The following is a 19,900-nucleotide window of genomic DNA, read 5'->3' as shown; positions in this document are numbered from 1 at the left end:
GTTACTAAAAAATCACATTATATTTACAGATAAAAAAAAACTCCTGAAAAACAGGAGCTTTATTTTAGTCTAATTTATTCTTGATATAATATTTTCCGTCCAAATCTTCATCAAAATCATCTATTTTAACGGGTTTTGGTTTTGGTTTATTTGCAATTGCCTTCTTTTTCCACATCTCAAATTTTTCAAGAGGCATTTTCTTTTTCATGATGTCCAGGACTTCTTTTTCTGCCAATCCAAATTCTTTCTTTATAATTTCAAATGGATTTCTTTCTTCTAAAGCTAACGAAACAAGTCTTTCAATTTGTTCCGGAGTTAATTCTTTGCGGCTACTCTTTTTCATCTCGTGAAAATTAATTCAAAATAGGGTGTTAATTATTAATAGATTGATTTTCAATTTCTGTATCAATATTAAAAAAAAAAATAATAAGTTGGTTCAGTAAAGTTCAATTTTTTTAATGATTTTAACTGTTTTTGAAGGATCGTGATTTTTGAAATGGAATTTTTAACAGATTCTTCAATTCATTGTTTTCTTCAGACTGCATATGAGTGTCTACACCATATATAAGTTGATCTTTAGGTAAGTAGGTAAAGGTTTTAAAAAGCCTGTCCCAAATAGAAAAAATATTGCCATAATTGCTATCTGTAAAAGGCAGCACATAATGATGATGCACTTTATGCATATTAGGCGAAACAATAAAGTAACTTAAGAATAGATCCAATTTTTCTGGAAGCGAAATATTGGCGTGGTTAAATTGTGAAGCAACAACTGATAGTGATTGATAAAGAAAAACCATCCACATTGGTGTCCCGATAATTAAAACGCCGAAAGTGGTAAAAATAAAACGGACTACGCTTTCTCCAGGATGATGTCTATTGGCAGTTGTGGTATCAATCCAAGTGTCGGTATGGTGCACCAGATGAAACTGCCAAAGAATTTTTACTTTGTGTTCTACCAAATGAGCTAAATAAGCTCCAATTAAATCCAAAAGCAGTAAACCAATTATAGTATAGAGCCAGATTGGTATTTTTGGAAGCCATTGCAGAATTCCAAAATTATGTTCGATTGTCCAAGCAGCAGTTCGTATTAAAATAAACGCAAGAATAAAATTGACAACAATGGTAGTGAAGGTAAAAAAGAAATTTATACCCGCATGAGGCCATTTTTTATATTGCATTTTAAACAAAGGAAAACTGTTTTCAATAAGCCAGAAAATAGTAATACCGCCAACCAAAATTAAACTTCTATGCGAAGAAGGAATCGTAGAAAAATAATTAATAATGTCATTCATGATGCATAAATATTTGAATTAATTAAAGATTTCTTTCGGTTTTACTCCAATAAAAAAGAGAAAACCAAATATAAATATATCTGATTTTCTCTTTAGAAATTATTATTTAGGATATTATTTTTTGATGAGGCTGATTAAAAATAATAAAACCCACGCACCTCCTACAGCAATCAGAATCTGCCAGAGAAGACCGCCACCTCCAATGCCAAGTTTTCCAGCGATCCATCCTCCGATGAATCCGCCTATGATTCCGACAATAATATTGCCAATTAAACCAAATCCGGCACCTTTCCAGATTTGACCAGCTAGCCATCCAGAAATGGCACCTATAAGTAAGAAATATAAAAATTCCATATTTTTATTTTTTTGATGATGTGTTGAGTTCTTTTTTCAGTTATTATGCTTCTGCGTGATTTTGAAGCAGTGTTTTATAAAGAAAACCTGCGGCTAATGCACCAAGAATAGGAGCAGCCCAAAACAGCCAAACCTGTAATAATGGCTCTCCGCCAACAAAAATGGCTTGAGATAAAGATCTCGCTGGATTTACAGAAGTATTTGTAATAGGAATACTGATTAAGTGTATTAAAGTTAACGCCAAACCGATTGCGATTCCTGCAAATCTGCCATTTGCAAATTTATCAGTTGCTCCTAAAATCACTAATAAAAAGAATAATGTAAGTACAAATTCTGCAATGAAAGCAGACTGTAATGAATAGCCATCAGGAGAAAAAGCTCCAAAACCATTAGATGCAAAGGCTCCCGCTTTTGTACTGTCAATTGCAAAACCAGCTTTTCCAGAAGCTATTGTATATAAAGTTCCTGCTGCTGCAACAGCTCCAACACATTGTGCAATGATGTACGGAATAAGATCTTTTGCCGAGAATCTTCCGCCAGCCCATAAACCAAAAGAAACAGCGGGATTAAAATGACCGCCAGAAATGTGGCCAACCGCATAGGCCATTGTAAGTACCGTTAAACCAAAAGCAAGCGCAACACCAGCAAATCCGATTCCTAAATTTGGAATTCCAGCAGCAAAAATTGCGCTTCCGCATCCACCAAAAACAAGCCAATAAGTTCCGAAAAACTCTGCAAATAATTTTTTCATGATAAAATAATTTAAATGGTTAATGTTAGAATGTATATTGGTAAGCCCAATAAATTAAAACAATTTGTAAGGGCAAACGTACAAATAAAATCCATAATGGTAAACCAAATCCTGCTTTTTTATTTTGAAACATGTACAAATTGGCAGGAAAAATAGCAATTAATAGCATTATAATTCCCCAGGCGGCAATTTGTGTTGTAAAAGGCAGGATTAGAAAGATGCCCAGAATAATCTCAGCGGCACCACTTAAAATATTTATTAATTTGGGGTTTTTAAATGCGGGCGGAATGATCTTTATGTACATTCCAGGTTTTCTAAAATGATTTAGCCCGGCAAGAATATAAAGGAAAGCCATTAAATATAAATGCCAAGGTAAAATCATGATATTTAATTGTTTATCACGAATTTATAAAAAAATTAACAATTATTGCATTACAAGACTTCTTTTTTTGAAATTATGTATTTTGGGCTATTTTTTTGACTTGAAATTTACATTCATAATAATTATGGCCAGAATAATCAATACAATGCCGACCCATTGAGAAAAGATTACTTTTTCGTTTAATAAAACATACGCCATCATTACAGAAACGGGCAGTTCAAGAGCAGAAACAATACTTCCTAGTCCAATTCCTGTTAACGGAAAACCTGCAGTCATTAAAAGCGGTGGAATTATGGTACCAAATAAGGATAATACAATTCCCCATTTAAGGAATATTTCCATATTAAAGGCCGTAACCTGTGTTGCAAAAGCAAATGAAAATACAATAACAGCACCTCCTAAAAGCATATAAAGACTTCTTTGAGCAGATGAAATTTCGGTTGCTACACTATTGGCAGTAAACATAGTTGTAGTAAAAGAAGCAGCAGCAAGCATTCCCCAAACTAAACCTCTCCAGTCTAATTCGATATCGTTATTGATAATATTAGTGGCTAAAACAGTTCCAAAAAGCACTATTAATACCGCAATGACTTTTTGTTTTGAAGGGAGTTTTTTTTCTAAAATCATTTCAAGCAAAACACCCATCCAAACCGTTTGCATCAATAAAACGATTCCGATAGAAACGGGAATGTATTTTACCGCCAAATAATAAAATAAGCTTGTCATTCCTAAAGAAGTTCCCGCAAGCATTAAATTGAAAATATTTTTTCGAGATGCTTTTACGGCAGGTTTGTTTTTGTTTTTAATACGCTGGAAAAGATTGATTGCAAGAATACCTAGAATTCCGTATATAAACTGTGAGGTCGTTACTTCTGCAGTTGTGTATCCTTCAGAATAGGCCATTTTTACAAAAGTAGCCAACATTCCGTAAGTAGTTGCTCCCAAAGCAACAAGAAAAACACCCTTTAATACATTATTTTGCGACGTCATAAATTATCTGTTTTTAAAAAAATTAAGCCGGCAAAGGTAAGCTATTTTGTTTAGGATTCTCTTGTACTATGTTGAAAATAATGATTTAATTATAACAGAATTGATTTTTAAAGGCTTAAAATAAGAATTCTTTAAAAAGCTAAAGAACAAAAAATAGAAAAGCCATCAAGAATAATTCTGATGGCTTTTTATATCTATAAAGAACAAATATTCTCTTTTCTAATTACTTAGGCTGGTTTTGATACGTTTCAATTTCAAAAATCAAGGTTGCATTTGGAGGAATAACTCCGCCAGCGCCTTTTTCGCCATACGCTAAATTTGAAGGTAAAAAGAAAGTCGCTTTTTCTCCGTCTGTCATCATATCCAGAGCTTCAAGAAAACCAGGAATCATTCCCTCTTTTTTACCAACTGTAAAAGGAAACGCTTTGTATCCGCCTTGCGCATCTCTATTGGCATCATATTTTCCATATGCTTTTGCTACTGGAGCCATGCTGCTATCAAATAAGTTTCCATCTTCAAAGTATCCAGCGTAGTGAAAATAGATGTTAGAACCTTCAGCACCTTTAACGCCAGTACCTTTTTGAGTGATTACATATTTTAAACCAGAGGCTGTTGCAGTTGCTTTTGCTTTTAAGTCTTTAAAATAAGCTGCTTTTGCAGTTATTACTTTTTTTGCTTCTTCTTTTTTAGCCGCTTCTTTTTTTACATCGTCACTTAAAACTTTTAAAGCATCAAATTTCTTTGCAGCAGCACCTTTGCGTGTAATAACAATTTTTGTCATTACATCGTCTTGAACAATTTTATTTACATTATCCATTCCAGATACTACGTGGCCAAAAATAGTATGTTTTCCGTTTAACCAAGGAGTATCTTTGTGTGTAATGAAAAACTGGCTTCCGTTTGTTGCCGGACCAGAATTTGCCATAGCAAGAACACCGCCTTTTTCGAATTTTAAATCGTCTACAAATTCATCTTTAAAAGAATATCCTGGACCTCCAGAACCATTTCCTTCTGGATCACCACCCTGAATCATGAAATCGTTAATTACTCTATGGAATTTTAATCCGTTGTAAAATGGTTTTCCTTTAAGAGATGCTTTAACATTAGGATTTGTACCTTCTGCCAAAGTAATAAAGTTTGCTACTGTAACAGGTGCTTTTACATACTCTAAAGAAAGAACAATGTCTCCTTTTGTAGTAGAAATTGTAGCAAAAATCCCGTCACTAGGATTTGCAGCAGCAGCTGCTGTAGTTGTAGGTTTCGCTGCTGGTTTTGCCGCAGGCTTTTTAGTTTGAGCTTGTATATTTACTATTGCTAAGCAAAATAAAAATAGAAATTTAAATTTCATTGCTTTTAAAATTTTAAGTCTTTAATTCAATTACTGTTTGTCTGAAATCTGGATTTCGAAAATGATATTAGCGTTTGGCGGAATTACACCTCCAGCACCCGTTGCTCCATAAGCTAAGTGCGATGGAATGAAAAGAACTGCTTTGTCTCCATAAGACAATTGCTCAACTCCTTCAATAAAACCAGGAATTAAACCGTCTTTTTTCCCAGCTTGAAATTGAATTGGTTGGTAGCCGTTTTGCGCTGCTCTTGCAGGATCAAATTTCCCGAATGGTTTTGCCACTTCTTCAATGCTAGTGTCAAATAAAGTTCCGTTTTCAAGGAAACCAGCGTAGTGAATGTAAATTTGACTTCCAATAGCAGGTTTCTTGCCACTTCCTTTTTCTGTAATTACATATTCTAAACCGCTTGTAGTTTTAGTTGCTTTTGGTTTTAGAGAAGCATAATAATCTACTTTTTCTTTTTGAGCTCCAGCATATTTTTGTTGTTCTTTTGCAATGTCAGCAAAATAGTCGTGGAATACTTTTACAGCATCAAATTTTTTCGCTGCTTCACCATTTCTAATAATAGTTACAGCAACGATATTGTCTCCTTGAACAACTTTGTTTACTACTTCTTGATCTTTTGCGCTTACCACATGACCAAAAATAGTATGTAGGTTGTCTAACCAAGGAGTTTCTACGTGAGTGATAAAAAACTGGCTACTGTTTGTTCCAGGTCCGTTATTTGCCATTGCTAGAACTCCAGCTTTGTCAAATTTTAAATCTGAAAATTCATCTTTAAATTTATATCCTGTATCTCCAGAACCAGTTCCTAATGGATCACCACTTTGAATCATGAAACTTTCAATTACTCGGTGGAATTTTAAACCGTCAAAAAAAGGTTTCTTTTTTAATTGTTCGTGTGTTACAAACTCGTTTTTACCTTCAGCCAAAGTCACAAAGTTAGCCACTGTTATAGGTGCTTTTTTGTAATCAAGCTCTACAATGATGTGACCTTTGTTTGTTTCGATATCGGCATATAAACCATCAGGAAGATTACTGTGGTCATCTTTACAAGAATAAAATGAGCCTACGGCTATTAGTAATAATAAAATACTCTTTTTCATTTTAAGATGTTGTTTTTATTGAGTTAATGTAATGTATCTTTTTTAGCTGGCGCAGCAGGTTTTGCAACTGCAGGTTTTGGCGTTACGGCTGAAGGCTGAGCAGCAGGTTTTACTGTTTGTGCCGCAGGATCTGGAACAAAATTTCTAAGCGTTACTGTAACGATTAGAGATTCGTTTGTTCCAATTTTTTTATTATCTCCGTGATATCCGTAAGCCATATGCGATGGAAATAAAAACGTGACAGTTTCGTTTTTATGCATTCTTTTTATTCCGTCACGAAGCCCCATCATAATGTCTTGTTTGTCTACATAGTAAGTTTGAGGACCAAGATCTGATTCAGAATAAATGACATTGCCTTTTATGTCTTTTACTTCCATATTAAAGTAAGCAATATCGCCTTTTCTTGGAGCTGCAGTTTCATTTGTATTTCTTTCGTCGTAATAAAACCAATAGCCTTTTGGAGTAGCATAATATTTTACTTTCGGATTGCTTTTGATTATTTTCTTAATGACATCTTCTTCATTTGCCACTAATTTTTTGTTTCGGTCAGCCGATTTTTTCATGAATGTTCCCGAAGCACTAGAAATGGGTCTTCTGGCTTCTTCATGATGCTTACAGCTGCTTAATAAAACTGTAAAAAGCAAAGTGTAAATGCTAAGTTTTAGGTAGTTCATGATTTGGACTATAATTTTAGTTTTTTTACTAAATCTTCAAATTTATTAACTGTTTCTTGCATCGAAACTTCAGATCTTCCGCCAGCTGCATTGCTATGTCCGCCACCGTTGAAATGATCTCGAGCAAACTGATTTACATCAAAACCTCCCTGCGAACGGAATGAAATCTTGATAATGCCTTCGTCTTTATTTTCGATAAAAATAGCAGTAAAAACAATATCTTTTATACTTAAGCCATAATTAACAATTCCTTCAGTATCACCTTTAACATAATTAAAAGAATCTAACTCTTCTTGTGTTAACGTCGTATATGAAGTTTTATGATTTTCGAGGATCTTCATGTTCTGCAAAGCACGTCCTAATAACTGTAATCTACTGAAAGAGCTATTATCAAAAAGTAATACAGGAATCTGAGTGTTTTCGACTCCTAAATCAATTAATTCTGCAATAATTCTATGTGTATTTCCTGTTGTGCCAGGAAAACGGAAAGAACCAGAATCGGTTAAAATACCTGTGTAGATGCAAGTTGCAATGGTTTTGTCAATATCTTCTTTTTTGTTTAAGAAAGTGATAAAGTTATAAACCATCTCACAAGTAGATCCGTATGAAGTGTCAGAATAAGTATATGTAGCGTAATCATCAGGTTTTTGATGATGATCGATCATAATGAAAGTAGCTTTAAGCTTTGCTAAAGTATGTTCCATTTCGCCTGTACGGTGAAAAGCATTAAAATCAAGTGTGAAAATGATTTCAGCTTCTTCTAAAATCTGTGTGCAGATTTCGGTTTCTTTTTCGAATATTTTTACGGTTTCAGATCCTGGAAGCCAAGCTAAAAAATTAGGAAAATCATTTGGAGCAATTACTGTTGCCTGATGATTGTTTTTAATTAAAAAATGGTATAAACCTAACGTTGATCCCATTGCATCGCCATCTGGTCCTCTGTGCGGAATGATGACAATTTTCTTTGGGGTGGCGAGTAATAATTGAATCGCTTGAATATCTTGTATTTTCATAGTGTGCGAATTTACATTTTTTTAATGTAATGCTGAAAATAATTTTAGTGGACAGTCGGAGTAGTTAGTGTTCAGTTTTTAGTGTTCAGTTTTCAGTCGCAGTTTTCAGTCTCAAAACTAAGTCTCCTTATTTTTGGATTCAGTTTTCAGATATTTTAGGGTTAAAAAGAATGTACGCGGATGAAACGGATTCGCTATCGCGAAAACGCGAATTTGGACGGATTTTTTTATTTTGAAACTGAGAGTGTAAACTGCGACTGCGACTGAAAACTCCTTTAAAGAAACTTTTGATACAATTTATATTTAGCCCCCTTTACAATCTGTGATTTGTAAATTCCTACAGAACCAGAAGAAAAATAAGCAATTGTACAGGCAATTGCGATGAATATTCCAGGAGCAATTCCGAATAATTCCATTCCCATAATCGTACAGGCGATAGGAGTGTGGGTTGCACCAGAGAAAACAGCAACAAATCCGATTCCTGCTAAAAGCGCAATCGGCATTGGAATTACGGTCGATAAAGCACTTCCTAAAGTCGCACCGACAAAAAATAGCGGCGTTACTTCGCCTCCTTTAAAACCAGCTCCTAATGTGAATCCGGTAAATAAAATTTTTAGCAGAAAATCATACCATTGGTTTGGATTCGAAAAAGAATCTACAATTACAGGAACTCCTAATCCAGAGAATTTTGTAAATCCGAAACCGGCAATGGCAATAGCCAAAACGACTCCACCAATTACAGGACGAAGTGGAGGATATTTGATGTTTTTTGAAAAAAGAGAACCCCAGAAATGAGTACTTCTAGAAAATAATAATGCTGCAAATCCAGATAAGATTCCAACAATTAGAGTGAAAATAATGTTGTTTAAACTAAGTTCTGGAACAACAGGAATACTGTAATGCGTATGTTTGATTTCCCAGAATTCTACGGTGAAATAAGCTGCGTAAGCGACTAAAAAAGAAAGTAAAATGCTTTTAAAATTAATTTTACTGAAGTATAAAACTTCTAAAGCAAAAATGGCTCCCGCAAGAGGAGTTCCAAAAACAGAAGCGAAACCTGCACTGATTCCGAGAATAATCAGAATCTTTCTTTCTGAATTATCAAGTTGGAAGAATTTTGTAAACTGATCGGCAATTGCGCCTCCCATTTGTACCGCAGTTCCTTCTCGTCCTGCAGATCCTCCGAATAAATGTGTCAATAATGTTCCTAAAAGTACTAAAGGAGCCATTTTAAACGGAATGACTTTTTTAGGATTTTCGTATTCTTCCAATAGAAGATTGTTTCCTTTTGCAACCGATTCTCCCCAATAATAATAACTCAATCCAACCAGAAATCCGCCGAAAGGCAAAAGCCATATAATCCAGTCATGCTGAATTCTAAATTGCGTAACCCATTCTAAAGAAACTAAGAAAAATGCTGAAGCCGATCCAGAAAGTATTCCGATTAAAGCACAGATAAGAATCCATTTTGGAATATCAAGTAGTAGTTGTTTTGAGGCTTGAAAAGTCATTCAAATAATAAAAATATTTTAGCCACGAATTTCGCCAATTTTCACGAATTAAAAGGGAAATAATCATTTTTAATCCATTTAATCTGTGGCATAAAAAAATAATTAGCGCAATTAGTGTAATTCGTGGCTATAAAAAATTACTGAACAACAGCAGTAAATTCTATTTCAACTAGATATTCTGGAGCAACCAGTTTACTGATTTCGTAAAATCCTGTTGTTGGTTTTATATCTTTAAAGAAAGCAGAATGCGCTCTTGCCACTTCTTCAAAAGTAGAAACATTGGTAGTAAAAATTCTAGTTCTAATCACATCTTTCATCCCCACATTTAAATCTTCTAAAACTTTTTCAACTCGTTCCAAAATATTATAGGTTTGAGCATAAGCATCATCAGCTTTTACTTTATCACCGTCAACAATGGCTACAGTTCCAGAAACTTCGACAATATTGCCAATTCTTACGGCACGGCAATATCCCATTTTGTCTTCCCATGGCGATCCGGTTAAGATGTTTTCTCTTTTCATTTTTTTAGTTTTTTTGCGAATTTGTCTGTACGTTTTTAAGCAAATTCAGGTTAATTAAAGATGCTGCAATTTAAGAATTATGGTTCTGAAAGGAATTAAAAAAAGCTTGAAATCAATTCAGAAATTCAAGCTTTTTTGTGATATAAATCGTTATTCGGTTTCTTTTTCTTCGTAAAGGCGAAGCTTGTTTTGTACCGTATTTAAATTTTGCTGTAAGGTTTCAATCTTATTTAATAAATGTGCAATGGCATCAATTCCTTCTAGATTTATTTTGAGATCGTAATGCATTCGGATCATTTTTTCCACTGTTGGCAACTGTTCTGGTTCCAGAAATTCGTCATTTTCTTGTGTAATAATATGAATGAGTCCGTAGTTATTAAGTTCAGTTATAAAAGTGTTTTCAATTTCGTGATACATACAAAACTGTTTGATCTGGATTAAATTTTTACTTTTCATGACTTTCTTAGTTTTGCTAATTCTTCAAATAATTCTTTTTCTTTATCAGAAAGTTTTGTTGGAAGTTTAATGGTATAAGTGATGTATAAATCACCAAACTGATTCTCTTTTTTATAGACAGGAAAACCTTTTCCTTTCAGTTTCACTTTTGTTCCAGGTTGTGTTTCTGCTGGGACTTTAATTTTTACTTTTCCATCAAAAGTATTAATAAACGTTTCTCCGCCTAAAATAGCTGTGTACAAATCAATTGGTGCCTCAGCATACAGATTATTTCCTTCACGTTTAAAATCTGAATTATTTGAAATTATAAAGGTAATGTACAAATCGCCGTTTGGTCCGCCGTTTACACCTGGACCGCCATGATTCGGAATTTTGATAATTTGTCCGTTTTCTACACCAGCGGGAATTGTAATTCTAATATTTTTTCCGTTTACTGACAAGTTTCGTTTATGTGTTGTGTAAGCTTCAGCTAGGTCTAATACCAGTTCGGCATTAAAATCTTGGCCTCTATATTTAGATTGAGATCTGCTTCTTCCTCCGCCATACATCGAATTAAAAAAATCGGAAAAGTCGCTTCCAGAAAAGTCACCACCTTCAAAACCAGAGAAATCGCCTTCAGAATATTGATAACCGCCTTGCTGTCTGCTTTGCTGCTGGTTCGGATCGTAGCCTGCTTTTTCAAATTCGTCAGCATGTTTCCAGTCTTTACCGTACTTATCGTATTTTTTTCGATTTTCAGGATTGCTTAAAACCTCGTTTGCTTCATTTATTTCTTTGAATTTTTTCTCGGCTTCTTTATCATTCGGATTTAAATCTGGATGATATTTCCTAGCCAGTTTTCTATAGGCCTTTTTGATGTCTGCTTCTGTAGCCGATTTTGTAACATCTAATGCTTTATAATAGTCAATGTAGTCCATTTGCTTAGATTTTTAATTATAACGATAAATTAAAATATTGAAGTTACTCATAACTTATTAGATGTCAAAGGGATTGATCACTTTTCAATTAAATAATATGAAACTAAAAAAATAACTCTTATTTTTTTAAGTTAAATCTTACTTTTTATTCGTTTATCCTAATTTTTAGTTATATAATTGCAGAAATAAGCTACAAAAATGTACTTATTAATCGTTTTAAAATATTAAAATTATGAGAAAATTATCTTTTTTAAAATCGTCAATTAGTTTTGTTCTTTTATTTACCATGTCAATTTTATTGGTAAGTTGTAGTTCAGGCAGTGATAATGATGATGTGCCATCGAATGCTAATACTTTTAATGTGGCTGATTTTGCTTTAACAGTTACTTCAAAAAAGTTAATTGGTAGTGATTGGCTTGAAATTGACTATAGTGTAAAAAATACTTCGAAAATATCATATACCAAATATGAACAAGGAAATTTCACAGTGAAATTTACTGCTAAAACTACTGATGGCGAAATTTTTCAGAGTACCAGATACGTGGAGTACGTTGAGGCTGGAGTAACGTATACAGATAATGTACATCTTAAATATACTGTTGGCAAAACACTGGATGTTTCTACATTAACAGCAGTTATTGTTAAAGATTAATTCTATAATAATTTCTTTTTAAATTAAAAGTAATTTAAATTTTATTACTCAAAAAATCCGATTTGTCCAGACAAGTCGGATTTTTCTTTTTATGTATATTGTGATAAATAAATACAAATAAAGAGTCTTTCTGGCAGGTTTTTTGATTCCAAAAATTAGCTTAATTTAATGTTATAAAACTCCTAAAGTTGCAGCACCTAACTAAATTATACTATTTTTGTGATGCTAGACTTTTGGTTTGTATTAATTATAAAAGGCGATTCGATAATACTTTTTCAATGAAGCACATTTTATTTTTCATATTATTTTTTACTGTGATGTCTGTATCAGCTCAAATTGAGTCTAATACTAAATTCAAAGCAATTCCAGGGGGAAAGTTTACTGCGAAGCCCAAAAAAACTCCGATTCCTGAAGTCAAAGATCCGCAGGCAGATTTTAATGATATGCCAGCAATTAAAACGCCAAATGTTTTTGAGAATACTACTATAACTCCAAAATCAAAATTTCAGATTGGAGAAGAAAAAAGCAAATTTACCATGTCTACTGAAACCGATTTTGCTAATCCCGGTGACCGATATGTAGCAAAAATGGAAAAAGATTTAGATAAATCTTTAAAAGATGCAGGTTTAAGAGAAGGACGCGGTGTGTTGGTAAAAAGGAATATTTCGTTGGGTGATTTTAAAACGAAATCAGAATATTTTATAGTGAAGTTTCGAGATTTTGGAGCAATTGATGGCGATTTGGTAAAAGTATCTTGCAATGAAGTTGTGGTAAGAGACCGAATTTTGCTAGATTCCAATTTCCAGCAAGTAAAAATCAATCTTGGGCAAGGTTTTAATAAATTAGATTTTGAAGCTCTAAATATAGGAACGCTTGGAGGAAACACAGCAGAAATACAAGTTTACGACGATAAAGGCAATCTAGTAACCAATGATTACTGGGATAATCTAGCCGCAGGTTTTAAAGCGTCGATAGTGGTGACGAAAGAGTAAAGCACTTTCAGCGCTAGAAGATACAAAGTGACAAAGGTTCAAAGTAACAAAGTTTTTATACTTCGTTTCTTTGAACCTTTGTTACTCTGTCACTTTGTTGCTTTGATCAAAATGGATCCGCAGTCACCTTAAACTTCATTTCTGCTTTTACAGTCACATCCTTTGTTAAGGTTTCTTTCAATGTTACTTTCGTTCTGATTTTGTAACTGTCTGCTTTTATATATTCATCTAATCTTTTATCAGTACAAATCAAATCGATCGTGTTGCTGGATACATTGATATTGTCAGCATACGCTAATTCAATTTCTTCTGAGTTAGCCGTAGAAATATATAGATGTATAGATTTTAAAAAGGTAAAAGTTTTATCCGAAGGATCTGTAATTGATAATTTCAGCGATCTGATTTTTACGTCTTTCACCAAATTTGCTTTTGTTTTATTGTTTTCAAACTCAGCAGAAGAATTGGTCGTAACCTCTGGTGTAATAATTTCTGAAGGCAAATTGATTGGAGAAGTGCTTTGAATTTTAATCGAAGCATTGTTCGAAATAGTAAAAGTCAGCAAATCATCAACAGTGTTACAAGAGCTAAAAAAGATCGATAATAAAGCTGTCAGGGCAATAATTTTTGATTTCATGGTTAAATTAAATTGGGTTTTTCGTTAGATACGAAATAATTGGGTTTTTGGATTTGCAAAGATACTGAGTTGCTAAGGTTCTAAGATGTTAAGTTTTTTGTTTTTGAGTTAGAAAAAAGCTCCGAATCTTAGTAACTAAGTATCTTAGAATCTACAGTGAAAAAAAAATATTTTTTTTCACTGCTCCGATTTTTCAATTTCGAATATAAAAAGTATTTTTGCGCATGCAACACAACGTACTTATTTTAGATTTCGGATCGCAATATACTCAGCTTATTGCGCGTAGAGTTCGCGAATTAAATATATTCTGCGAAATTTTTCCTTACAATCACATTCCAAGTGATTTATCAAGTTATAAAGCCGTAATTTTAGGAGGAAGCCCTTTCTCTGTTAGAGGAGAAGATGCGCCACATCCTGATTTATCACAAATTAGAGGTAAAATGCCTTTGCTTGCTGTTTGTTACGGAGCTCAATATTTGGCTCATTTCAGCGGCGGTGAAGTAGCTGCTTCCAATACAAGAGAATACGGTAGAGCAAACTTGTCTTATATTAAAGAAGGTGAAACTTTCTTTGAAGGAGTTTCAGAAAACAGTCAGGTTTGGATGAGCCATAGCGATAGTATCAAAGCGCTTCCAACAAATGCTGTAAAATTAGCAAGCACGCATGACGTAGAATACGCAGCTTACAAAATTGAAGGCGAAACTACTTATGCAATTCAATATCATCCAGAGGTTTACCATTCTACAGATGGTAAAAAAATGTTGGAGAACTTCTTAGTTAAAATTGCTGAAGTTCCTCAAAACTTTACTCCAAATGCTTTCGTTGACGAAATGGTAGCAGAACTAAAAGAGAAATTAGGAAACGATAAAGTGGTTCTTGGTTTATCTGGAGGAGTAGATTCTACTGTAGCGGCAGTTTTATTAAACAAAGCAATCGGACAAAATTTATACTGTATTTTCGTTAATAACGGACTTTTACGTAAAAACGAATTCCAAAATGTATTAGATCAATACAAAGGAATGGGATTGAATGTAAAAGGTGTAGATGCTGGAGATCGTTTCCTTGGCGAATTGGCCGGAATCAGTGATCCTGAAACGAAACGTAAAACAATCGGTCGTGTATTTATCGAAGTTTTTGATGATGAATCGCACTTATTAGAAGACGTAAAATGGTTAGCGCAAGGAACTATTTACCCAGACGTAATTGAGTCTGTTTCGGTAAAAGGGCCATCTGCAACAATTAAATCGCACCACAACGTTGGTGGATTGCCAGATTATATGAAATTAAAAATTGTAGAACCACTTAGAATGCTTTTCAAAGACGAAGTAAGACGAGTAGGAGCTACATTAGGAATAGATCCAGAATTATTAGGAAGACACCCTTTCCCAGGACCAGGATTGTCAATTAGAATTCTAGGAGATATTACTCCAGAGAAAGTACAGATCTTACAAGATGTAGATTCTGTATTTATTGAAGGATTAAAATCTTGGGGATTATACGATAAAGTTTGGCAGGCTGGAGCAATTTTGCTTCCTGTAAACAGTGTTGGTGTTATGGGTGATGAGCGTACTTACGAAAAAGTAGTAGCGCTTAGAGCTGTAGAATCAACAGATGGTATGACTGCTGACTGGGTTCATTTGCCTTACGATTTCTTGATGAAAGTGTCAAACGACATTATCAATAAAGTAAAAGGCGTGAATCGTGTAGTTTACGATATTAGTTCGAAACCACCTGCAACAATTGAGTGGGAATAGTAGCATAATTTAAAATTAAGGTCTTACATTTGTAAGGCCTTAATTTTTTATAACCTACTATTTATGAGAGAACTTTTAACGATTTCTCTTGTGTTTGTTTTGTCTTTTAACAAAATAACTGCACAAGATGCAATAATTGAACACAGAATTCAAAAAGGAGAAACTGCTTTTTTCATTGCCCAAAAATACAAGGTTTCTGTAGACGAGATTTACAAACTCAACCCCGAATCGCAAAACGGAATCAAGGATAATCAAATTATAAAGATTCCAGTTCACTCCTTACAAAATACAACTTCAAAGCAACAAACCCATATTGTTGCACCCAAAGAAACATTGTTTGGTTTGTCAAAACAATATCATGTTTCAGTTGAAGCCATTCAGAATGCCAATTCAGAAATTCTGGCCAACGGACTCCAAATTGGTCAAGAATTAATAATTCCTCAAAATTTAGATAGTGTAACTAAATCAGAAGCTGGTGTTTCTTCAAAAACTACGCATCAGGTTGTGGCTAAAGAATCTCTATTCAGTATCGCGAGACAATACAATGTTTCGGTTCAAGATTTAGAAAATTTAAATAAAGATATTTTGATTAATGGATTGCAAATTGGTCAAACGATTTCAATTCCGAACAAAAGAAAAACTTTGGATGGGAGAGTTCGTGTAATTAATCAAGAAACCATTTTTCATGTTGTAGAGCCAAAAGAGACCAAGTTTTCGATTGCTAAGAAATACGGAATTTCAATTGACCAATTAGAATCTCAAAATCCTGAAATCGTAAACGGATTAGTTGTTGGAAACAAATTAGCCATTAATACTGCAGCCATAAAACCATCAAACGAAAGTGAAGAATTAATGTTGGCTTTGGCCGAAAAACAAGTTGTGGTTGAAAAAACAAAAGCTAAAACAGTCGAAATTGAAGATTTAAAAGACCGTCTTGTGGTTCAGAAAGAAATGAATCAGAAAATTATAAAAATTAATGATCTGAAAGTGAATCTGAACGATATGAATGGTTCTAAAGAAAACTCGGTCGAAAAATTGCGTCTGGTTTTGGAAGCAAATAAAAATGTTCAAGATATTTTAATGGTAAAATTAGATTCGCTTGTCACTTCAATGAACAATGATTTGAAAGAATTGAAGAGAATGGATATTTTGAATGTTGAAGAATCTAAAAGATTGGAAAAACAATCTTCTGAAGGAATTAATAAAACGAATGAATTATCGTCTCAATTGAAAAAGGAACTGGCCGAAAACCGAAAAGCCTACGCTGGTTTGATGAATAAAGTAGAGAAAATTGCAGTTGAGGAAAATCAGGAATACAAGAAGAAAATCCGCGAAAGCGAGAAAAAATCCAATACAGAACCTTTACAGCAGCGTTTGTCTTTAGAAGAAATTAAACGTTATAAAATCGAGCAGGAAAAAGGAGATGAAAAAAATCAGCTTTTGATTGCTAAAATAGATTCTTTGGACACTCAGAAAAAAATTGAGGTTAAAAGACATATCAGTAAAGCTTCTTATTATAGTATGGAAGCTCGAAAATTTGATGATAAATTGGCTTTGATCAAATTGAAAAAATATCAGGATGAAGCGGTTAAGAAACAGGAAAAAAAGGGTGTAGCTGAAAATTCAAAAACAATTTCGTTGCAAGAAATGAAACAAGAATTGAAAGACAATCCGTTAAGACCTGACAAAACAGTAAAAGTTGAAGTTTATGATAATCTTAAAGAAGTTTCAAACGGGTATTACTTAGTTTTAGGTATATTTACAGACGCAGTTGACCGAGATAAGCTCATTATGAAACTTATTGATTCTGGCGAATTTAACGCTAGCTTCTTTTTCAACATTAACAGTCTTTCGTATTATGTTTACGCCGATAAGTTCGAAAACATGGAAGAAGTGCTTTATAAATGCAAGAAAAAAGAAGAAGATGAGTTATATAAAGAAATCATTATTGCTAAAGTAGAAATCGATTTAAGGTAATTTTTACAGCGATAAAGCAAACGGCGCGAATTTTGCTTTTAGTAAAATTGTAACTTATTTTAGAATTAGAAATTAAATTGTTTTAAGCCTTATTATGAAATATTATTTAACAGTATTGTCTCTCGTATTTTTTATGACTTCCAGCGCATTTTCGCAAGAAAAAGTGGTGAAGTACAAAGTATCGAGCGGTGAGACGATTAATCAGATTGCACAAAAATTTAAGGTAACGCCTTATGATATCTATCAGCTCAATCCAGATGCAAGATCGGGATTGGTGCCCAATTCTGTGCTGTTGATTCCGACAAAAACAGGAGAAGCAAAAAAAGAAGTTTCTGAAACTAAAGCTGTAGTGGCTTCAGGAAAAGAGATTATCCATGAAGTGCAGCCAAAGGAAACTTTTTATAGTATCGAGAAAAAATACGGAATTTCAGATGAAGCTTTAAAAGCTGCAAATCCGTTTTTGGAAAAAACTGGTGTTCAAATCGGACAAAAATTGGTTATTCCAGCAAAAGGATCTGCTCCAAAAGCAGCGGCAGCAAAACCTGCGAAAGAAAAAGGTGCCGAAAAATATGTTTATCATGATGTTCAGCCAAAAGAAACAAAATTTGGTATTGCAAAACAGTATAATATTACGGTTGACGAATTAGAAAAACGCAATCCAGATATTGTGAACAGCTTGCCAGTTGGTTACAGATTGACCATAAAAGGAACAGCTCCAAAAACAGAAGCTGCTCCAGTAGAAACGGCAAAAGCTGTAGAAAGTAAAAAGCCTGCTGAAACTTCTAAAAAAGCGGTGACTTATATGGAATATCAGGTTAAACCAAAGGAAACTTTTTATAGTTTAGGAAGGGTTTTTCATCTGTCGCAAGAAGAACTAGTGGCATTGAATCCGTCACTTTCTGAAGGTGTAAAAGAAGGAATGGTTTTGAAAGTTCCAACAGGATATGTGGCTCCAGCACCAATTGTTGCTGCACAAGTGCCAGATAAACCTGCCGATTCTTCAGTGTATAAACCTGTTGAAAATACTGGCGGTGGAATTAAAATTGTCGATAAAGTAAAATCGACTGAAAACGAAAACGTAGAAATTGTTGAATTGACCAAAAAGAAAGGTCTTAACGAGCGTAAAAAAGTAGTTTTATTGCTTCCTTTTAATTTGGCTAAAGTACAAAGCGATACTTCTGGAACAGCTAACAGAATTAAAAACGACAAGTTCTTAAACATGACTTTAGATTTTTATGCTGGAGCTATGATGGCGATTGATTCTGCAAAAACATTAAAACTTCCAATTGATGTTGCTATTTACGATTCTCAGGAAACTAAAACAACTTCTAATGTTGTAGGTTTAACTCCGAAACTTCAAGATGCGGATGCTGTAATTGGACCATTTTACCAAAGTAACGCAGAAACTACAGCAAACATGCTACGTTCGTATGATGTTCCGGTAATTTCTCCTTTATCAAAAGATAGTGCAAATCCGATTGACAATTTATACCAAACCGTACCTTCAAGTGATGTAATTAGAAATTCGGTTTTTGATTATATGCGATCTAAAAATGGAAATATTGTAGCGGTAGTAGATAAGAAAAAGGAATCGGTTATTAATTATATCAGACAAAACCAAAAAGGAGTTGCATTTGCAACTTTAACAGAAACTGGTGGTTTGGATGTGGCTAATTTAAAAAGCTTGTTGATGCCAAATCGAATGAATTATGTTGTGATGGAAACCGGTAATACAGCGATGGTTAAAGCTACGATTAAAGCATTGCTTGATTCTCAAAAAACATGTCAGGTTCAATTGGTGATTTTAGAGCCAAACAGCACATTGGATACAGATGAAATTAGTTTTGATAATTTGATAAAATTGAAATTAATGTATCCTTCTGTAACGCGCGAAAGTGATGAACAGCCAGTTTTAATTTATGAAAAACAATTTCGTTTGAAAAACAAAGCAAATCCAACAACCTATGCAACTAGAGGATTTGATGTAACTTTTGACACGATGATGCGTTTATCTCAAGGAAAAACATTTCAAGAAACAGCTGATTTGATGACGACTCAGCAAGTAGACAATAAATTTCAATATTATAGAAAAGAAGATGGCGGACACGCTAATAAAGGTGTTTACATCTTATATTATGATAGTGACTTAACTTTAAAAGTAGCAAATTAATGACATCAAAAGTAACCTATTTAGGAGATTTAAGAACAAGTTCAATTCACGTGCAATCAGGAAGCGAAATCATTTCTGACGCACCATTAGATAATAACGGAAAAGGAGAGGCATTTTCTCCAACAGATACTGTAGCAAACGCATTAGCAAGCTGCATGATGACGATTATGGGAATTAAAGCTCGTGATTTGGAAGTAGATTTTGTTGGTTCTACAGCTGAAGTAACTAAGATTATGAATGCTGAACCAAGAAGAATTGGAGCAATCGAAATTGTATTTCAAATGAAAAGCAACGCTGACGAAAAAAGTAAAACTATTTTAGAACGTGCTGCAATGACTTGTCCAGTTTTTCTAAGTTTAAGCAATGAAATCGAAAAAAGAATTAGTTTCAACTGGAATTAATTTT

General features: G+C 33.7%; 21 protein-coding genes. 6 read left to right on the top strand and 15 right to left on the bottom strand.

The features are described 5' to 3' along the window. Positions 1-64 precede the first annotated feature (64 nt). The 14 genes from ACFO3N_RS12035 to ACFO3N_RS11970 form a co-directional block, all read right to left on the bottom strand. Positions 65-343, bottom strand: coding sequence for a DUF2805 domain-containing protein (locus tag ACFO3N_RS12035; protein WP_095929894.1), 279 nt, complete (start codon positions 341-343; stop codon positions 65-67). Positions 344-464: 121 nt separating this feature from the next. Continuing rightward, positions 465-1,292: a sterol desaturase family protein gene (locus ACFO3N_RS12030; RefSeq protein ID WP_379798011.1), complete on the bottom strand. Its 828-nt coding sequence runs from the start codon at positions 1,290-1,292 to the stop codon at positions 465-467. Between the two features lie 114 nt (positions 1,293-1,406). Continuing rightward, a complete protein-coding gene (locus ACFO3N_RS12025) occupies positions 1,407-1,646 on the bottom strand; it encodes a GlsB/YeaQ/YmgE family stress response membrane protein (RefSeq protein ID WP_250835350.1) in 240 nt (79 codons plus the stop codon). 43 nt (positions 1,647-1,689) lie between these two features. Next, positions 1,690-2,397: an aquaporin Z gene (aqpZ, locus tag ACFO3N_RS12020; protein WP_379798009.1), complete on the bottom strand. Its 708-nt coding sequence runs from the start codon at positions 2,395-2,397 to the stop codon at positions 1,690-1,692. Positions 2,398-2,422: 25 nt separating this feature from the next. After that, on the bottom strand, positions 2,423-2,779 hold the full coding sequence (locus tag ACFO3N_RS12015) for a DoxX family protein (RefSeq protein ID WP_379798007.1): 357 nt from the start codon (positions 2,777-2,779) through the stop codon (positions 2,423-2,425). Between the two features lie 87 nt (positions 2,780-2,866). After that, a complete protein-coding gene (locus ACFO3N_RS12010; RefSeq protein ID WP_320494067.1) occupies positions 2,867-3,769 on the bottom strand; it encodes an EamA family transporter in 903 nt (300 codons plus the stop codon). 223 nt (positions 3,770-3,992) lie between these two features. Next, on the bottom strand, positions 3,993-5,117 hold the full coding sequence (locus ACFO3N_RS12005) for a peptidylprolyl isomerase (RefSeq protein WP_379798004.1): 1,125 nt from the start codon (positions 5,115-5,117) through the stop codon (positions 3,993-3,995). A gap of 30 nt (positions 5,118-5,147) precedes the next feature. Further along, complete coding sequence (locus ACFO3N_RS12000) at positions 5,148-6,224, bottom strand: peptidylprolyl isomerase (RefSeq protein ID WP_250835355.1); 1,077 nt, start codon at positions 6,222-6,224, stop codon at positions 5,148-5,150. 23 nt (positions 6,225-6,247) lie between these two features. Next, positions 6,248-6,898 carry a gliding motility-associated peptidyl-prolyl isomerase GldI gene (gldI, locus tag ACFO3N_RS11995; RefSeq protein ID WP_379798002.1) on the bottom strand — a complete coding sequence of 217 codons (651 nt, stop codon included), beginning with the start codon at positions 6,896-6,898 and terminating at the stop codon, positions 6,248-6,250. A gap of 8 nt (positions 6,899-6,906) precedes the next feature. Beyond that, the gene (locus tag ACFO3N_RS11990; protein WP_095929903.1) at positions 6,907-7,911 is read right to left on the bottom strand and encodes a DHH family phosphoesterase; all 1,005 of its coding nucleotides are present in this window, start codon (positions 7,909-7,911) and stop codon (positions 6,907-6,909) included. A gap of 275 nt (positions 7,912-8,186) precedes the next feature. Beyond that, complete coding sequence (locus ACFO3N_RS11985) at positions 8,187-9,422, bottom strand: voltage-gated chloride channel family protein (protein WP_379798000.1); 1,236 nt, start codon at positions 9,420-9,422, stop codon at positions 8,187-8,189. Positions 9,423-9,559: 137 nt separating this feature from the next. Then, the gene (locus ACFO3N_RS11980) at positions 9,560-9,943 is read right to left on the bottom strand and encodes a RidA family protein (protein ID WP_111286823.1); all 384 of its coding nucleotides are present in this window, start codon (positions 9,941-9,943) and stop codon (positions 9,560-9,562) included. A 150-nt stretch (positions 9,944-10,093) separates the two neighbouring features. After that, on the bottom strand, positions 10,094-10,399 hold the full coding sequence (locus ACFO3N_RS11975; protein WP_379797998.1) for a chaperone modulator CbpM: 306 nt from the start codon (positions 10,397-10,399) through the stop codon (positions 10,094-10,096). Next, complete coding sequence (locus ACFO3N_RS11970; protein WP_379797995.1) at positions 10,396-11,316, bottom strand: DnaJ C-terminal domain-containing protein; 921 nt, start codon at positions 11,314-11,316, stop codon at positions 10,396-10,398. Before ACFO3N_RS11970 ends, ACFO3N_RS11975 begins: the two co-directional genes overlap by 4 nt. A gap of 232 nt (positions 11,317-11,548) precedes the next feature. Here ACFO3N_RS11970 and ACFO3N_RS11965 point away from each other — a divergent pair, with 232 nt between their 5' ends. Further along, the gene (locus ACFO3N_RS11965; RefSeq protein ID WP_379797993.1) at positions 11,549-11,968 is read left to right on the top strand and encodes a hypothetical protein; all 420 of its coding nucleotides are present in this window, start codon (positions 11,549-11,551) and stop codon (positions 11,966-11,968) included. 278 nt (positions 11,969-12,246) lie between these two features. Next, entirely contained in the window at positions 12,247-12,960 is a 714-nt protein-coding gene (locus ACFO3N_RS11960) for a hypothetical protein (RefSeq protein WP_379797991.1), read from the top strand. Between the two features lie 106 nt (positions 12,961-13,066). Here the strand turns inward: ACFO3N_RS11960 and ACFO3N_RS11955 are convergent, their stop codons facing one another. Continuing rightward, the gene (locus ACFO3N_RS11955) at positions 13,067-13,594 is read right to left on the bottom strand and encodes a hypothetical protein (protein WP_379797989.1); all 528 of its coding nucleotides are present in this window, start codon (positions 13,592-13,594) and stop codon (positions 13,067-13,069) included. A gap of 224 nt (positions 13,595-13,818) precedes the next feature. On the opposite strand from ACFO3N_RS11955, the gene guaA reads away from it, so the two are divergent. From guaA to ACFO3N_RS11935, 4 genes are all read left to right on the top strand, one after another. Continuing rightward, positions 13,819-15,348: a glutamine-hydrolyzing GMP synthase gene (gene guaA / locus ACFO3N_RS11950; RefSeq protein ID WP_012024443.1), complete on the top strand. Its 1,530-nt coding sequence runs from the start codon at positions 13,819-13,821 to the stop codon at positions 15,346-15,348. A 63-nt stretch (positions 15,349-15,411) separates the two neighbouring features. Then, positions 15,412-17,325: a lytic transglycosylase gene (locus ACFO3N_RS11945; protein ID WP_379797987.1), complete on the top strand. Its 1,914-nt coding sequence runs from the start codon at positions 15,412-15,414 to the stop codon at positions 17,323-17,325. Positions 17,326-17,419: 94 nt separating this feature from the next. Beyond that, positions 17,420-19,495 (top strand): LysM peptidoglycan-binding domain-containing protein, encoded by a 2,076-nt coding sequence (locus ACFO3N_RS11940; protein ID WP_379797985.1) that lies wholly within the window; start codon positions 17,420-17,422, stop codon positions 19,493-19,495. After that, positions 19,495-19,896, top strand: coding sequence for an OsmC family protein (locus ACFO3N_RS11935; protein ID WP_379797983.1), 402 nt, complete (start codon positions 19,495-19,497; stop codon positions 19,894-19,896). Before ACFO3N_RS11940 ends, ACFO3N_RS11935 begins: the two co-directional genes overlap by 1 nt. The last annotated feature ends 4 nt before the right edge of the window (positions 19,897-19,900 follow it).

Source organism: Flavobacterium chungangensis, assembly GCF_042654045.1.
Taxonomy (GTDB): Bacteria; Bacteroidota; Bacteroidia; order Flavobacteriales; family Flavobacteriaceae; genus Flavobacterium; species Flavobacterium chungangensis.
The sequence above is the reverse complement of the archived record's forward strand: the minus strand, read 5'-3'. Positions and strand labels throughout refer to the sequence as shown.

Coding starts and splice junctions, on each gene's coding strand:
- ACFO3N_RS12035 (WP_095929894.1), bottom strand. CDS start 343: ATGAAAAAGAGTAGCCGCAAAGAATTAACTCCGGAACAAATTGAAAGA.
- ACFO3N_RS12030 (WP_379798011.1), bottom strand. CDS start 1,292: ATGAATGACATTATTAATTATTTTTCTACGATTCCTTCTTCGCATAGA.
- ACFO3N_RS12025 (WP_250835350.1), bottom strand. CDS start 1,646: ATGGAATTTTTATATTTCTTACTTATAGGTGCCATTTCTGGATGGCTA.
- aqpZ (WP_379798009.1), bottom strand. CDS start 2,397: ATGAAAAAATTATTTGCAGAGTTTTTCGGAACTTATTGGCTTGTTTTT.
- ACFO3N_RS12015 (WP_379798007.1), bottom strand. CDS start 2,779: ATGATTTTACCTTGGCATTTATATTTAATGGCTTTCCTTTATATTCTT.
- ACFO3N_RS12010 (WP_320494067.1), bottom strand. CDS start 3,769: ATGACGTCGCAAAATAATGTATTAAAGGGTGTTTTTCTTGTTGCTTTG.
- ACFO3N_RS12005 (WP_379798004.1), bottom strand. CDS start 5,117: ATGAAATTTAAATTTCTATTTTTATTTTGCTTAGCAATAGTAAATATA.
- ACFO3N_RS12000 (WP_250835355.1), bottom strand. CDS start 6,224: ATGAAAAAGAGTATTTTATTATTACTAATAGCCGTAGGCTCATTTTAT.
- gldI (WP_379798002.1), bottom strand. CDS start 6,898: ATGAACTACCTAAAACTTAGCATTTACACTTTGCTTTTTACAGTTTTA.
- ACFO3N_RS11990 (WP_095929903.1), bottom strand. CDS start 7,911: ATGAAAATACAAGATATTCAAGCGATTCAATTATTACTCGCCACCCCA.
- ACFO3N_RS11985 (WP_379798000.1), bottom strand. CDS start 9,422: ATGACTTTTCAAGCCTCAAAACAACTACTACTTGATATTCCAAAATGG.
- ACFO3N_RS11980 (WP_111286823.1), bottom strand. CDS start 9,943: ATGAAAAGAGAAAACATCTTAACCGGATCGCCATGGGAAGACAAAATG.
- ACFO3N_RS11975 (WP_379797998.1), bottom strand. CDS start 10,399: ATGAAAAGTAAAAATTTAATCCAGATCAAACAGTTTTGTATGTATCAC.
- ACFO3N_RS11970 (WP_379797995.1), bottom strand. CDS start 11,316: ATGGACTACATTGACTATTATAAAGCATTAGATGTTACAAAATCGGCT.
- ACFO3N_RS11965 (WP_379797993.1), top strand. CDS start 11,549: ATGAGAAAATTATCTTTTTTAAAATCGTCAATTAGTTTTGTTCTTTTA.
- ACFO3N_RS11960 (WP_379797991.1), top strand. CDS start 12,247: ATGAAGCACATTTTATTTTTCATATTATTTTTTACTGTGATGTCTGTA.
- ACFO3N_RS11955 (WP_379797989.1), bottom strand. CDS start 13,594: ATGAAATCAAAAATTATTGCCCTGACAGCTTTATTATCGATCTTTTTT.
- guaA (WP_012024443.1), top strand. CDS start 13,819: ATGCAACACAACGTACTTATTTTAGATTTCGGATCGCAATATACTCAG.
- ACFO3N_RS11945 (WP_379797987.1), top strand. CDS start 15,412: ATGAGAGAACTTTTAACGATTTCTCTTGTGTTTGTTTTGTCTTTTAAC.
- ACFO3N_RS11940 (WP_379797985.1), top strand. CDS start 17,420: ATGAAATATTATTTAACAGTATTGTCTCTCGTATTTTTTATGACTTCC.
- ACFO3N_RS11935 (WP_379797983.1), top strand. CDS start 19,495: ATGACATCAAAAGTAACCTATTTAGGAGATTTAAGAACAAGTTCAATT.